At 48.3% G+C, this 14316-nt stretch carries 13 protein-coding genes; 12 read left to right on the forward strand and 1 reads right to left on the reverse strand.

Translation table 11 applies throughout. From position 1 onward, the window contains the following. The first annotated feature begins 35 nt into the window (after positions 1 to 35). The 7 genes from E0496_RS30725 (at position 36) to E0496_RS30755 (ending at position 9377) form a co-directional block, all read left to right on the forward strand. Positions 36 to 1838 carry a sensor histidine kinase gene (locus tag E0496_RS30725; RefSeq protein ID WP_141505785.1) on the forward strand — a complete coding sequence of 601 codons (1803 nt, stop codon included), beginning with the start codon at positions 36 to 38 and terminating at the stop codon, positions 1836 to 1838. Continuing rightward, entirely contained in the window at positions 1831 to 3432 is a 1602-nt protein-coding gene (locus E0496_RS30730) for a response regulator transcription factor (RefSeq protein WP_141505786.1), read from the forward strand. Before E0496_RS30725 ends, E0496_RS30730 begins: the two co-directional genes overlap by 8 nt. 63 nt (positions 3433 to 3495) lie before the next feature. Beyond that, on the forward strand, positions 3496 to 4410 hold the full coding sequence (locus tag E0496_RS30735) for a carbohydrate ABC transporter permease (RefSeq protein ID WP_141505787.1): 915 nt from the start codon (positions 3496 to 3498) through the stop codon (positions 4408 to 4410). Between the two features lie 6 nt (positions 4411 to 4416). Next, complete coding sequence (locus E0496_RS30740) at positions 4417 to 5253, forward strand: carbohydrate ABC transporter permease (protein WP_141505788.1); 837 nt, start codon at positions 4417 to 4419, stop codon at positions 5251 to 5253. A gap of 122 nt (positions 5254 to 5375) precedes the next feature. After that, entirely contained in the window at positions 5376 to 6695 is a 1320-nt protein-coding gene (locus E0496_RS30745) for an ABC transporter substrate-binding protein (RefSeq protein WP_141505789.1), read from the forward strand. Positions 6696 to 6810: 115 nt separating this feature from the next. Then, a complete protein-coding gene (locus E0496_RS30750) occupies positions 6811 to 8463 on the forward strand; it encodes an MGH1-like glycoside hydrolase domain-containing protein (RefSeq protein ID WP_141505790.1) in 1653 nt (550 codons plus the stop codon). Between the two features lie 17 nt (positions 8464 to 8480). Next, positions 8481 to 9377 (forward strand): glycoside hydrolase family 43 protein, encoded by an 897-nt coding sequence (locus tag E0496_RS30755; RefSeq protein WP_175598144.1) that lies wholly within the window; start codon positions 8481 to 8483, stop codon positions 9375 to 9377. Positions 9378 to 9409: 32 nt separating this feature from the next. Here E0496_RS30755 and E0496_RS30760 read toward each other — a convergent pair whose 3' ends face one another. Then, a complete protein-coding gene (locus tag E0496_RS30760) occupies positions 9410 to 10105 on the reverse strand; it encodes a TerC family protein (protein ID WP_141505791.1) in 696 nt (231 codons plus the stop codon). 241 nt (positions 10106 to 10346) lie between these two features. Between E0496_RS30760 and E0496_RS30765 the strand changes: the two genes are divergently transcribed. The 5 genes from E0496_RS30765 to E0496_RS30785 all read left to right on the forward strand — a co-directional run bounded on the left by E0496_RS30765 (position 10347) and on the right by E0496_RS30785 (position 14303). After that, positions 10347 to 11012 carry a TerC family protein gene (locus E0496_RS30765; RefSeq protein ID WP_421924798.1) on the forward strand — a complete coding sequence of 222 codons (666 nt, stop codon included), beginning with the start codon at positions 10347 to 10349 and terminating at the stop codon, positions 11010 to 11012. A gap of 168 nt (positions 11013 to 11180) precedes the next feature. Next, the gene (locus E0496_RS30770; RefSeq protein ID WP_139997845.1) at positions 11181 to 11663 is read left to right on the forward strand and encodes a hypothetical protein; all 483 of its coding nucleotides are present in this window, start codon (positions 11181 to 11183) and stop codon (positions 11661 to 11663) included. Positions 11664 to 11702: 39 nt separating this feature from the next. Then, positions 11703 to 13544 (forward strand): translational GTPase TypA, encoded by a 1842-nt coding sequence (gene typA / locus E0496_RS30775; protein WP_141505792.1) that lies wholly within the window; start codon positions 11703 to 11705, stop codon positions 13542 to 13544. A gap of 178 nt (positions 13545 to 13722) precedes the next feature. Then, entirely contained in the window at positions 13723 to 14034 is a 312-nt protein-coding gene (locus E0496_RS30780) for a YlaH-like family protein (protein WP_141505793.1), read from the forward strand. Beyond that, the gene (locus E0496_RS30785; protein WP_141505794.1) at positions 14031 to 14303 is read left to right on the forward strand and encodes a hypothetical protein; all 273 of its coding nucleotides are present in this window, start codon (positions 14031 to 14033) and stop codon (positions 14301 to 14303) included. The genes E0496_RS30780 and E0496_RS30785 overlap by 4 nt, the downstream gene beginning before the upstream one ends. The last annotated feature ends 13 nt before the right edge of the window (positions 14304 to 14316 follow it).

Raw genomic sequence — 14316 nt, forward strand, 5'->3', positions numbered from 1 at the left:
AATGGGATAAAGAAGTTGGCGAGGAGGGACAGGTTATATTTTATTCGTTAAAAAGCCGTTTGATTGCGATTTTTTTTCTGCTATTCGTACTCTCCTTTGTCACGATGGCGATTCTATTATTCAACCAGTCGCGCTCGATTATAAGGTCCTACATCGAATCATCGGCGCTGGAGAAAATGGATGAATACGGCTCTTATATCGACATGGTACAGACGCAAATTTATGATTTGGCTTCCATCGTGTTTAATAGCGATATTACAAAAAATTGGAACGCCGTGGTATCGGATGCGGAAGCCTCGGGAGGGGAGAAAAACCTTACCCATTACCGGATGAGCCAATTTTTGATGCAAACGACAAACAGCTACTCCAGTGTATCAAGCGTAACCGTCTACAGTCAGGAAGGCATGTGGGTAAACAGTGGGAATTTAGTGGTTTCCGATTCGTCATTTTTGGAGGAAAAGTGGTATCTTGATTTCAAGAACAAGGATCAATACTGGGTCCCTGCTCATACAGATACAGCGGAGCTGCGAAATAAGAACAAGCATCCGGTTATAAGCATGATTATGCCAATTGGCTCGTTCGAGCCCTCGCTAACGAGAAGCCTGATGAAGATTAATGTAAGCGCAGACTATTTCCTTGAGCCGCTGGCTCGCATCCATTTAGGAGAGAGCGGAACAATCTACTTGTTAGACCAGCTTGGCGAGCCGATGATGTCCCAGAGCGAATATAGTACCCATCAGGACATGGCGCGTCAGGTGGAGGATATTCGCAGCAGCCCAAGTCGGCAGGGCGTTATGTATTCGACTAACGAGCGAGGGGACAAAGACATTCTAGTCTACAAGAAGCTGGCCCAGACCAATTGGATGCTCGTTGGCTTCGTATCAGAGAAGGATTTGTATTCTCAGCTCTTTCGTCTAAGAAGTACCATCTTTATCGTGGCTGGAATCATGCTTTTGCTGTCTTTAATTCTGGCAACTTGGCTCTCACACGGCATTACGAAGCCGCTTACACGGCTTGTGCTAGCCATGCGCCATGTCCAGCGCGGTGATTTTATTCTTGCAGAGAGCCGTTTGGCGCCGGAGAAAAAGGTGCGCAATGAGGTTGGCTTTGCGACGGAAACATTCCGCAATATGGTTATCCGGCTACGTTATCATATCAAAACGGAATTCGAGCTTAAGCTGCTTCGGCAGCAAGCGGAATACAAAGCTCTGCTTATGCAAATCAATCCGCATTTTCTGTTTAATACGCTGGAGCTGATGAGCAGCCTAGCCATCCAGAAGCGGACGGACGACACGGTCGAGGTCATTGAGTCGCTTGGGAAAATGATGCGTTTTTCGTTGAAAATGAGCGATGATCTCATAAGGCTGGAAGAGGAGCTTCTGTACGTGCGTTACTATATGTCGATATTGCAAATCCGCTTCGGAGATCAGCTGGATCTATCACTGGAGGAAGAGGGCGAGCTTGGCAGGCTGACGACGGTGAAATTTATATTCCAGCCGTTGATTGAAAATGCGGTTAAATACAGTTTTCTGCATCAATCGAACGCAAAAATCCGCATCCGAATCAGGCACACCGACGGGCGTGTGCATCTTAGCGTCTCCGATAATGGACCTGGCATGACGACAGATCAGCAGAGGCAGCTGCTGGAGCGCTCCGAATCTGTTCAGCTAGAGCAGCTACTAAGCAGCAGAGACAGCCAGATTGGCCTGGGCAACGTCCTTGCCCGCTGCCGTCTCTATTACGAATCGTTATTTGAAGCTCGAATTGTTTCTACTCTTGGCGAAGGCACGACCATTGAGCTTATACTACCCGCACAGGAGGAACGCCAGCATGTATAAAGTAATGATTGTGGATGACGAGCCTGAAATTCGCCAAGGGTTGAAGCTAAAGGTGGATTGGGAGAGTATCGGGCTTCGCATATCAGGTGAGGCTTCCAATGGCGTGGAGGCGCTGGAGAAGCTCTCGGCAGAGCCCATCGATATCGTCATTACGGACATGAATATGCCGGTTATGGACGGGATGTCGTTTCTGGATGCCTGTCATGAGCAGTATCCAGAACTGAGGCTCATCGTGATTACAGGGTATGAAGATTTTCATTATGCTAAGGCAGCCATTCGAAATAAGGCCCGAGATTATTTATTAAAACCGGTAGCGAGAAAGGAACTGACTGATACGCTGGCAAATGTGAAGAACGAGCTGGATAAGGAGCGGCACAGTCAGGATCAGGCTGCACTTACGCAGTGGCGGCTCTCGCAATATTACATGGAAATGAAGGAGCATTTTATCATTCATCTCGTAAAGGAGGAGATCGACCGGGAAAGCGTCATCAAGGATCGATCTCGATTGTTCGAGCTGGATGTCTGGGAAGATCGCGACGTGCGGTTTTTAGCTGCAGGACTGCTGGAGCGTGAGGTGCCAAATGCTGAAATGGAGCGTACGCCGGACAAGTTCAGACTGCCCTTTGACATCATTTCAAGGGAATGCGCGGCGAATTACCGAGGCAGGATTGAAGTGTTCCGTGACGTGAGCTACCCGGGATTAATGCATTTTGTCCTGCTTGCCGAGGAAGCTATGGAGCTGGAGTTTTCTGAAACCCTTCGCCAGAGCGTGAACACATATATGGGTTTTGAGCTTAAACTAGGAAAAGGACAACCCGTGAGTGGCTTTAAGCAGTGGAAGGAGGGCTATATTTCCTCCTTGCTGGCTTGGTATTTGCCTGCGGGCAGCACGGAGGGAACCGCTAAAGCAGCTGAAGGGCAAGCCGCGCTTCCCGAGCATACGATGAAGGTGATCGAGCGTTATTTGATTCGAGGCGAGCTGGATTCCTTCAGGGGAGCCATACGTCAGGAGCTGCGGCAAACGGCCGGTTCTCAGCTTCGTTTCGTGAAGGTTATTTTCCAGCTGTACTTGATGCTGGAGAACATGGCCCAGGAATCGCGCATTAGCATGGAGAGCGCAGAGCAGCTTTGGCTAAGACCAGAGATGACGCTGAGCCTCGATTCGGTTGAGAAAGCCGAGAGTTTTCTAATGCGGATTGCCAGCAAGATTGAACACAAGCGGCAAAGCGATTCCGAGGAAACGGATCCTTCCTTGATTTTGGCCGCCAAGCATTTTATTGACGAGAACTATATGTATGATCTGAACCTGACGATGATTGCAGAGAAATTTAATTATAATGCCACTTATTTCTCCGAGATGTTCAAAGCAAAGGTAGGCAAAACCTTTATTCACTATTTGAACGAGGTTCGCATGGGCGAAGCTGTTAGGATGTTAACGACAACAACGCTTAATTTATGGGACATTGCCGAGCTTACCGGCTTCTCGAACGCGAGCTACTTCAGCTCCAAGTTCAAGCGGATGTATGGAATAACCCCATCTGATTATAGGCTGCAGGCATCTGAAAAAATTGATAGCGAACACCCGAAGAAATAGCATTCAATCGCGAGTACCCCTCCTTTATGATGGAACTACATCATTAAGAGAGGGGTATTCGCGATGAGAAAAAGCCGCAAGCCGCTGGCCAATCAGCACAATTTGACGGCATATACTTTTTTGCTTCCTTGGCTGATCGGGTTTTTCTGCCTGACGCTGGGACCGATGCTTGGATCGCTTTATTTGTCGCTCACCAAGTATAACTTGCTGACACCGCCGCAATGGATTGGCTTTGCCAACTACATTGAAATTTTCAAAGAAGACGATACCTTCTCGAATTCGCTATGGCTAACCATTAAATACGTGTTCATTTCCGTACCGCTGCGCCTTGCTTTCGCGCTGATGGTTGCTATGGTGCTAAACAAAGGAATTCGGGCGCTGGGCATTTACCGAACCATCTATTATATTCCGTCCCTGCTTGGCGGAAGCGTCGCAATCGCGATTGTATGGCGGCAGATCTTTGATGGGAGCGGGCTGGTCAATCAATTCTTGGGTTGGTTCGGCATTCAAGGGCCTTCCTGGATCTCCCATCCGAGCTATATCGTATATACGATTATTTCGTTATCCATATGGCAGTTCGGGTCGGCGATGGTCATCTTTCTGGCGGGCTTAAAGCAAGTGCCCGCGGACTTATACGAAGCGGCGCAAGTGGATGGCGCGAATAAAGTACGCCAGTTTTTCCGGATTACACTGCCTATGCTATCACCGGTTATTTTCTTCAATCTTGTCATGAGCATTATCAATTCCTTCCAGGCCTTTACGCCTGCATTCGTCATCGGTGACGGACGGGGTGGCCCGCTCGACGCGACGATGTTCTATACCCTGTACCTGTATATGAAAGGTTTCTCCTTCTTCGACATGGGTTACGCCTCGGCGCTTGCCTGGATTATGCTGCTGATCATCGGAGCCTTTACGGCCATTATTTTCGTAACCTCGAAATATTGGGTGTTTTACGGTGACAGCAAGGAAGGGAGGTAGGACAGCATGGAGGTAAAAAAAATCAACGGTTTTACGAAACATACGCTTATTATCATTTTTGGTGTCGCCATGCTCTATCCGGTGCTCTGGCTTATCAGCAGCTCATTTAAGCCGAATGAACTTATATTTACAGAACCGGGTTTGTGGCCAAGTACCTTCACACTGGACAATTACGTGAATGGATGGCGCGGCTTTCAAGGCGTGGCTTTCAGCAAGTTTTTTGCCAACTCATGGCTGATCTCGATCCTTAGCGTGCTTGGCAACGTCATCACTTGTTCCTTCGCTGCTTATGCATTTGCACGTTTGAACTTCAAGTTTCAGAAGATTTGGTTCTCGTTAATGCTCGTGACCATCATGCTGCCCTATCATGTTACGCTAGTGCCGCAATACGTCATCTTTAATGAGCTGCACTGGATCAATACGTATTTTCCGCTCGTGCTGCCGAAATGGCTTGCTCATGATTCCTTCTTTATACTGATGATGGTGCAATTCATTCGAGGCATTCCTAGAGAGCTCGATGAGAGCGCGACGATCGACGGCTGCAATCAGCGGCAAATTTATTTCCGGATCATTATGCCGCTGCTCGTTCCTGCCTTGATATCCGCTGCTATTTTCACGTTTATCTGGTCTTGGGATGACTTCTTTAGCCAAATGATCTACTTGAGCGATATCAAGCTGTTTACCGTTCAGCTTGGCATTCGATCCTTGTTCGATCCTACTGGTCAATCGGATTGGGGTGCGCTGCTTGCGATGTCGGCTTTGTCACTCGTTCCGATAACACTCATCTTCTTGATTTTCCAGCGTTATTTTCTGGATGGCATCGCAACGACTGGTCTGAAGTAAACTGGTTGCCAGCCGGAAAAATTGATATTCAATACCCGAAGGAATGAAATTCCGAATGGTAGGAAATAAGGGTAGCATCAGAAGTGAAAGGGAACTCAAATCAAATCTAGGGGGAAATCAAGATGAGACAACGGTTGATTATTTTGGTGCTGGCGATGTTGATGGTCTTTACTGCGGCATGTTCAAGCGGAACAAGCAGCAACGGGGCAAAAAATCAGAATGGTGCTGGCGGGAACGAAGTAAGCCAAGTAGAGCTGCGCATCATGTGGTGGGGAGACCAGAAAAGGGCAGATATCACTAACGAAGCACTGAAGATTTTCCAAGAGAAAAATCCGGGAATCAAGGTAGTCGGAGAATTTGCTCCTTCCACCGGTTACTTCGATAAGCTAAATACACAGCTCGCATCAGGCACAGCGCCTGACATCTTTTTCCTAGGCGGCAATGTGGTGGATTACGCGAATAAAGAAGTGCTGCTTGATCTTTCTCCTTATGTGGACAAAGAGCTTAACCTAAGCGATATGGATCAATCGATGATTCAATATGGCACGATCGGCGGCAAGCTGCTTCATATTTCTGCTGGAGCGAACGCCCGCGGGGTTGTCGTGAACAAGACGATGTTGGAGAAAGCCGGCATTCCGGTGCCAACGGACGGATGGAACTGGGAAGATTTTGCACGCATCAGCAAGGAGATTTCCGACAAGCTGGGTAGCGGCATATACGGCACTTATAACATGTCCATCGATGGCATGGATATCGGCCTGAAGCAGCAAGGCAAGCAGTTGTACGATATGGATAAGGGAACGCTTGGATTCGAAGAGGCGGACGCGCTTAAATGGTTCCAGTATTGGGATACAGCAGCCAAATCCGGCGGTGTGGTGCCTTCCGAGCTGCAGGTTTCCAATCCTCCGGGCGATACGAGCAAATCGTTAGTGGTTACCGGAAAAGTGGCAATGAGCTTAATTCCGTCCAATCAGCTGGCAGCTATTCAAGGGCTGACGCAGGATGAGCTGATTATGGTTCAGGTTCCTCGCGGAGAGAAGGGCACGGGAGTCGTATTCGAATCGAGCCAAGGCTTGTCAGGCTATGCGAAAACGAAACATCCGAAAGAAGTTGCGACGCTGCTAAGCTTCTTTATTAATGATCCTGATGTGGCCAAAATATTGGGGAATGACCGTGGAGTTCCTGTAACATCGGCCAACCGCACGCTTCTCGAGAGCAATGCAAATGACGTGGAGAAGATCGTATACGACTACACCAGCCGTGTATCTGAAGCAACGAAGACGGAACCATTCGCTGTGAGCTACAACCCTCCAGGGTTCTCTGAATATTCGAAGCTTGCTGAAACGACGATGTATGAGGTTGGTTTTGGCCGCAAATCGGTAGAGCAAGCCGTAAGTGATTTCTATAGCGGTACGGTGAAAATTTTCAAGAACAATCAATAGTCCGGCAAAGGACATGGTGTGAATGAGATAATGAACAGGCTGCCTCGCGGCAGTCTGTTTCATTTCAAAATATAGGAAAGCCTTGTTTGCGAAAATAAAATAAAGTGAGGGGATTATGGTGAGCGAATCACTGCTAAGGCAGCTGCGAGAGGTAGATATAGATGAGAAAGTTGGATCGCTAAATAAGCCTACTGATAAGAACAGCTTGGAGCAATGGAAACGCTCCGGCATTCGTTTTACGGCGCGTTCCGGCAAGCTGGAGCAAGTCTATTACCAAGCCGTGAGAACTCTCTTTGATTGTATTGTACCGACGGCTGGAGACGCGCCAATTCTGCATGAAGGCGGGATATACCTGGGGTGCTGGCTGGAGAGCACGGGAACAATCAACGCGGAGCTGCTGTCCCGGTTTATGCCATCGGTGTCAGAAGCCACGTACCGATCGTTTGCTGTGCACCAGCGGGAGGATGGCATGCTGCCCTACAAAGTGACAGAGAATGGGCCAGCCTATCGGCAAATCCAGTTGGTGACGCCGCTTGCGCGCAGCGTCTGGAATCACTACAAGCTGAATGAAGCAGGCAGGCCGTTCTTGCAAACGATGTACGATGCAATGGTCCGCTACGATGAGTGGCTTGTCCAATACCGTAATACACGAGGTACAGGATGCGTCGAGGCTTTCAGCACGTTCGATACGGGACATGATCTCTCCCCTCGCTTCTGGCATGTTCCGGATACGCCGCACCGCAATGATGCGACGCAGGTTAATCCCGATTCGCCGATTCTGCCCTTTCTTGCGCCGGATTTGACTGCAAACGTGTACTGCCAGCGTCTTTATTTGGCCCGCATCGCGGAGGAGCTGGGGTTGCCGGGCGAGCAGTGGCAGACGAAAGCCGAAGAGAGCTTGGCGAGCTTATACCGCTATTGCTTTGACGAAGAGGATCATTTCTTCTATGACCGCGACCGGAACGATGAGCTCGTTCGCGTGCAGTCGGACGTGCTGCTGCGCGTCATGGCTTGCGAGGTCGGAGACCGGGCCTTCTTCGATACGATGTTGAAACGTTATTTGTTGAATACACGGAAGTTTTTTGCGAAATATCCATTTACGTCCATGTCAATGGACGATCCGAGGTTTGATCCCTTCTCAACCTACAATAGCTGGGGCGGGGCGTCGAACTTCCTGAGCCTGATTCGCGCGCCGCATGCATTCGAGCACCATGGCCGCCACGTTGAACTGACATGGGTGCTTTATCCTATACTGGCCTCATTTGCGAAGGCTACCCGATTTGCTCAGGCAGTCAGCCCATGGACGGGAGACGAAGGCTTCACGGAAGCATATTCTCCATCAATCTTATGCTTGCTTGATTATGTAGAGCGTTTAAGCGGCATATTGCCAACACCAGACGGCAAGCTGTGGTTTACGGGACTTGTCCCTTATGATGTGGACCATGGGGAAGAAATCACGGGAGAGACCGGCTATAGCCGGATGATAGACGGTGTCACTTACGAGCTGCTGAACCTGCAGGAGGAATCCTTGCTATACCGAGATGGAACAAGTTATATGCGCTTCCCTAGCGGAGTACGCGTAGTTACTGATCGGCAAGGAAAATTAACAAGCCTGATCGGCATGAGTGTCCGAGAGATACAGGGGACTTTATTTTATCAGGATAGGGAATACCCTTTTCATATAAAAGGAAATCAAGTTTTGGCATTTGAGGGCGGAATTTTTATCGAAAAATTAACCATCGGAGTCGTAAACCCAACATACAAGTAGGAGAAGGAGCGCTGATGATGCTGAAAAGCGGGGATTTGCAAATTCGAGATCCGTTCGTACTGGCTGTCATTGATCAACAAAAATATTATTTATACGGCAGTACAGACAAAAATATTTGGGGGAAGGGTACCGGATTCGACGCTTATTGGAGCCATGATCTGGCGTCATGGGAAGGGCCGTTTCCTGTCTTTCGGCCAGATTCTGATTTTTTTGCCGATACGAACTTTTGGGCGCCTGAGGTTTATGGATATAATGATTGCTTCTATATGTTCGCTACCTTTCGCAGGCAGGATAATGGCCTTCTTGGCACGGCAGTGCTGGCATCGGATGATTTGCTTGGGCCGTTTGTGCCGCATAGTGACGGGCCTGTTACGCCCGAGAGCTGGAGCTCCCTAGACGGAAGCTTGTTTGTGGATGAGGAGAAGCAGCCCTGGATGGTATTTTGCCATGAATGGCAGCAGACAGGGGACGGGGAAGTTTGTGCAGTGAAGCTAAGTAATGACCTCACATGCGCAGTGTCGGAGCCGGTCGTCCTATTCTGCGCCTCGGAAGCGCCTTGGACAACCCCTTATGTTTCGCCGCGATATCCGGATCAGGACAATTATGTAACCGATGGACCGTATTTGTTTCATTCGTCATCTGGCAGCCTGTATATGCTCTGGGCCAGCTTTATCGACAACAAGTACGCCCTTGGTATAGCGCAGTCTGCCACTGGCCTCGTAACGGGTCCATGGACGCACGCAGAGGAGGCGCTCTATCAGAATGACGGAGGGCATGGCATGGTCTTTCGCTCCTTCGACGGACGGCTGCTGCTCACGATCCATACACCGAACCGCACGCCTGATGAGCGGCCTATCTTTGTGGAGCTGATCGAGGAGAGAGGCGAATTTAAAATTGGGGCTCTTCTTAAGTAGCCGCATTGTGATGAAAAAAAAGCAGCGATCCCTTAGTGGGATTCGCTGCTTTTTTGCGGATTATCTTTTTGCTTGCGCTTGTTGGTGAGCCAGCCGGCAGCGATGGTGAGAAGGATGACGGAAATGATGAACAACCAGTAAACCCATGGATTCTCAAAAAAAGCGTGGAATGATTTTTCGTGTGTAATCATTTTGGCAGCGGTATACGCCAGTACAGCAGAACCGACATATACAATCCATTCGTAACGGTTGATCAGCTTAATGAAAAGGGTGCTGCCCCAAACGACAACAGGAACGCTAATGATTAGGCCGAGAACAACAAGCAGTGTATCGCCATGTGCGGCTCCTGCGACCGCAATGACATTATCGATGCCCATCGCCGCGTCTGCAATGATGATTGTGCGGATCGATTGCCAGAGTGTATTGCCTGATTTGATGCCGTCATGCGCATCCTCCTGCACAAGCAGCTTATAGGCAATCCAGACGAGAAGAAGTCCTCCCACAAGATTTAGCCACGGTACATTCAGCAGTTGAACAACAAGAAGGGTTGCGATGACCCGAATGCCTACAGCTCCCGCTGTGCCCCAAATGACTGCCTTCTTTTGCTGTTCTTTGGGCAAATTCCGAGCCGCGAGTCCAATTACTATGGCGTTGTCTCCGGCCAAAATCAAGTCAATAAAAATAATGGTAAGCAGGGCGGAAAAAAATTCGACCGAGAAAAGTTCCATATTCGGTGGCCATCCTTTCTTAAAAACATAAGAATGGATAAGTTTTTCAACTTATACGGGATTCTTATATTTCACGGCGCAACGTGCCTTCACCTATAGGGAGCATGGAGTGACGTTAACGCTTGATACTAGCTTATTTATGAAGCTTAAAAACAATGCGAAGAGCAAGAGGGTTGAACTCATTTTTTTTTAGGACATATTCTCCGAAGCTTGTACATACAGCTGTTAAGAGGAGGGATGGATGTTGGACAGCGTAATCCTGTTTATCGAAATCGTATTGATTAATGTACTGCTGAGCGGCGATAATGCAATCGTCATCGCAATGGCCAGCGGCCAGCTTCCGCCTGAGCAGCGCAAACGCGCCGTTTGGTGGGGAGCGCTGGCAGCCGTTCTGCTTAGATGCTTGTTGACACTGGTAGCGATTAGGCTGCTAGATGTACCTTTCCTACAGGCGATCGGCGCCTTGCTGCTGTTTTATATCGCGGTAAAGCTGCTTGCCGATTCAGGCGGGCAGCAGGAAACGCATAAGATCAAAAAAGCAGCAACGATCGGGCAGGCGATTTGGACAATCGTGGTGGCCGATTTCGTCATGAGTCTCGACAATGTATTGGCTATTGCAGCTGTTGCCGATGGAGATCCCGTTCTTATTTTGCTCGGAATCGCGCTAAGCATTCCTATGATTATATGGGGAAGCCAAATGCTGGGAACGCTGCTGCAAAAATTCCCAGCACTTTCCTATATAGGTGCCGCTTTGCTCGCCTACGCTGCTGGCGAGATGCTGATGCATGATCCCGGAATGGATAATTTGCTATTCCATGGCTCCAAAACGCTCGCGGAAGCGATTCCATTACTTTGCGTTCCACTGGTCATTATTTTGGCCATTGCCAAAAAAAAGCCCATTTTATAAGGCTTTCGCCTTGTTCCGTTCATGCAAAATAAGCATGAACGGTTTTTTTTTGTTCAGAACCGCGCAACGTACTGGTATTTTTGCGTCAGTTCCTTTAAACTAATATAGATAAAAACTGTCGTCTTTCGTCAACATATGCGATTGGCGTTGTAAGGAGCGGAAGCGCGTATGCCTAATAACAAATATTCCGCTGGAATTATTTTGCTGTTAGCCGGGCTCGTTATTTTGTTGGGCAAGTTAGGCGTATTCGGCTTTTTGGGCTCGATTTTCTGGCCGCTGCTGGTACTGATCCCTGGAATTCTGCTGCATGTTCTTTATTTTGGCAGATTGGTTCCTGCGGTCGTGCTTGTACCAGGCGGAATGCTCGTCGTATATGCTGTACTGTTTATCGTCTGCAACCTTTTTGGATGGGATAAGTTGAAATATTTGTGGCCGCTGTTTATTTTCGGTGTGGCAGCAGGCCTCTACGAATATTATTTGTTCGGTTCATCCAGACCGCGTGTAGTACTCACGGCATCGATGGCGTTAGCTGCCGCATCAGCTGTGTTTTTTGTTCTTGTTCTTTTGTGGAGCTGGGGAATTTATGCGATTGCTGCAGCATTGATTGCAGCGGGTGTATGGTTAATGCTAAGCAAACGCAGACGTTGGTAAAAGATTTAAATAAAAAACAATTGGAGTGGATTACAAGTTATGCAAGCAAGAGAGAACTTACGGAATATCGCCATTATTGCCCACGTTGACCATGGTAAAACAACATTGGTGGACAAACTGCTTCAACAATCAGGAACATTCAGAGACCATGAAGCCGTTCAAGAGCGCGCTATGGACTCCAATGATCTTGAGCGTGAACGCGGGATCACGATTTTGGCTAAGAACACAGCAATTAATTACAAAGATTATTTGATCAACATCGTGGATACGCCAGGACATGCTGACTTCGGCGGCGAGGTTGAGCGTATTATGAAAATGGTTGACGGCGTGCTTTTGGTTGTTGATGCATTTGAGGGCTGTATGCCGCAAACGAAATTCGTATTGCGCAAAGCGCTTGAATCGAACCAAACCCCAATCGTTGTCGTTAACAAAATTGACCGTCCGAACGCTAGGCCGCAAGAAGTTGTTGACGAGGTTCTTGACCTGTTCATCGAGCTAGGCGCAAATGACGAGCAGCTTGAGTTCCCGGTTGTTTATGCTTCTGCCCTTATGGGTACTTCAAGCATGGACCCTGAGAAACAAGACGAGAACATGGAAGCTCTTTATGAGACGATCGTTAGCAATATCCCATCGCCTAAAGAGGACACTACGCTCCCATTGCAATTCCTCGTTACGCTGCTTGATTATAATGAATATCTTGGCCGTATTGCCGTTGGCCGCGTTAACCGCGGTATTATCAAGCAAGGCCAAACCGTTGCCGTTATGACTCGCGAAGGCGGTACTAAGCAAGCTCGCATCGAGAAATTGTTCGGCTTTGTAGGTTTGAAGCGCGTGGAGATTGAAGAAGCAGGCGCTGGTGACATCATCGCGATCGCAGGTATTCGCGAGATCAATATCGGCGAGACGATTGCTGATCCGCAGAACCCTGAAGCTTTGCCGGTTCTGAAGATCGATGAGCCTACTCTTCAAATGACATTCCTCGTTAACAATAGTCCGTTTGCTGGCCGTGAAGGTAAATGGGTAACATCACGTAAGCTTCGTGAGCGTCTGTACAAAGAGCTTGAAACAGATGTAGCACTTCGCGTTGAAGAAACAGACAGCCCGGATGCTTTTATCGTTTCCGGACGCGGTGAGCTTCACCTCGGTATCCTTATCGAGAACATGCGTCGTGAAGGCTTCGAGCTTCAAGTATCCAAGCCTGAAGTTATCATTAAAGAGATCGATGGTTCGAAGAAAGAGCCTTACGAGCGTCTTCTAATTGATACTCCTGAAGAGAGCACTGGCGCTGTAATGGAGAGCCTTGGAACTCGTAAAGCTGAAATGCTAAACATGATCAACCATGGCAATGGCCAAGTTCGTCTGGAGTTCAAAATCCCAGCACGCGGTTTGATCGGCTACCGTACTCAATTCCTGACACTAACACGCGGCTATGGCATTATGAACAACGCATTCGACAGCTATGGTCCTCTTGCAGGCGCTGGCGTAGGCGGACGTCACCAAGGCGTACTGGTAGCTAGTGAGAACGGTACTTCGACATTCTACGGCATGATGGGCGTAGAGGATCGTGGTATTCAGTTCCTGGAGCCAGGTACAGAAATTTACGAAGGCATGATCGTTGGCGAGCATACGCGCGAGAACGACATCATCGTTAATATTTGTAAAGTGAAACAGCTGAACAACATCCGTTCTGCTGGTAAAGACGATACCGTTACGCTGAAAAGCCCTCGTCTATTCTCACTTGAGCAAGCGCTTGAGTATCTGAATGATGATGAGTATTGCGAAATTACACCAAAATCAATTCGCCTTCGCAAAAAGATTTTGAACAAAAGCGAACGTGAGCGTGCTGACAAAAACCGTAAAAACGCTCAAGCCAGCGTCTAAGATTGCATCCTTCAACGAACGTAAGGCTTTGCGCGAGCAAGGCCTTACGTTTTCTTTAAAATATAAGTGGGATTATAAGTTGCTTAACTTATAATCCCACTTATATTTCATATTGAATTCACATTCGTGCAACTAATACGCGGCTACAGCCGTTTAAATGGAGAAGGAGGTAAGGTGCATGCAGGCGTGGCTAAGCGACCATAAGCTCGTTTCTTACTTAATCATTCTGGGCTTTACGATATACATATTTAATAAAGTGTTTCGTGCTCAGCAGAAGCTGCCGTTGTTCAAGGAGATCCTCGTTTATGCTTTGATTGCATTCGGTTCTTTCGTACTTATGATCTTGCAAGTCGACAAGCTGCCGATTATTCAATGTATGGGCGTTGCTGTTCTTATGATGCTCATGCTTCGGGGGCGTCAGCTCTATGACAAGTGGAAAGGTATTAGAGAAAGCAAGGATCCGCAGCAGAATGCTGGATCAGGCAAATGAAGTTCGAGGATGCTTTGTTTAACTGGCTGCAAATAAAGGTGGTATCCAATGCCCGTCAAGACGATCAGGCGGCTCTGGATACGCTCTCTTTTTTTGAGCAAATTTTGTCAGAGGATCATGGCCTCTCCGATTATTCGATCATCAGGACCGATGAAACGATGATCCATGTCAAGTATACGAAGGAAGGCCGTTCCAAGCTGCAGTTATATCCGCGCGAGCTTGGAGAGCAGCTGCTGACGGACATCGAATCCAATCCAAAATACAATTGAACATGAAGGTGGC

This window comes from Paenibacillus luteus (assembly GCF_006542765.1).
Taxonomy (GTDB): domain Bacteria; phylum Bacillota; class Bacilli; order Paenibacillales; family Paenibacillaceae; genus Pristimantibacillus; species Pristimantibacillus luteus.

What these genes read in the sequence shown, in the direction of transcription:
- E0496_RS30780 (WP_141505793.1), top strand. Translation starts at nt 13,723, where the DNA reads ATGCAGGCGTGGCTAAGCGACCATAAGCTCGTTTCTTACTTAATCATT.
- typA (WP_141505792.1), top strand. Translation starts at nt 11,703, where the DNA reads ATGCAAGCAAGAGAGAACTTACGGAATATCGCCATTATTGCCCACGTT.
- E0496_RS30760 (WP_141505791.1), bottom strand. Translation starts at nt 10,105, where the DNA reads ATGGAACTTTTCTCGGTCGAATTTTTTTCCGCCCTGCTTACCATTATT.
- E0496_RS30750 (WP_141505790.1), top strand. Translation starts at nt 6,811, where the DNA reads ATGGTGAGCGAATCACTGCTAAGGCAGCTGCGAGAGGTAGATATAGAT.
- E0496_RS30770 (WP_139997845.1), top strand. Translation starts at nt 11,181, where the DNA reads ATGCCTAATAACAAATATTCCGCTGGAATTATTTTGCTGTTAGCCGGG.
- E0496_RS30735 (WP_141505787.1), top strand. Translation starts at nt 3,496, where the DNA reads ATGAGAAAAAGCCGCAAGCCGCTGGCCAATCAGCACAATTTGACGGCA.
- E0496_RS30785 (WP_141505794.1), top strand. Translation starts at nt 14,031, where the DNA reads ATGAAGTTCGAGGATGCTTTGTTTAACTGGCTGCAAATAAAGGTGGTA.
- E0496_RS30745 (WP_141505789.1), top strand. Translation starts at nt 5,376, where the DNA reads ATGAGACAACGGTTGATTATTTTGGTGCTGGCGATGTTGATGGTCTTT.
- E0496_RS30765 (WP_421924798.1), top strand. Translation starts at nt 10,347, where the DNA reads ATGTTGGACAGCGTAATCCTGTTTATCGAAATCGTATTGATTAATGTA.
- E0496_RS30740 (WP_141505788.1), top strand. Translation starts at nt 4,417, where the DNA reads ATGGAGGTAAAAAAAATCAACGGTTTTACGAAACATACGCTTATTATC.
- E0496_RS30730 (WP_141505786.1), top strand. Translation starts at nt 1,831, where the DNA reads ATGTATAAAGTAATGATTGTGGATGACGAGCCTGAAATTCGCCAAGGG.
- E0496_RS30755 (WP_175598144.1), top strand. Translation starts at nt 8,481, where the DNA reads ATGCTGAAAAGCGGGGATTTGCAAATTCGAGATCCGTTCGTACTGGCT.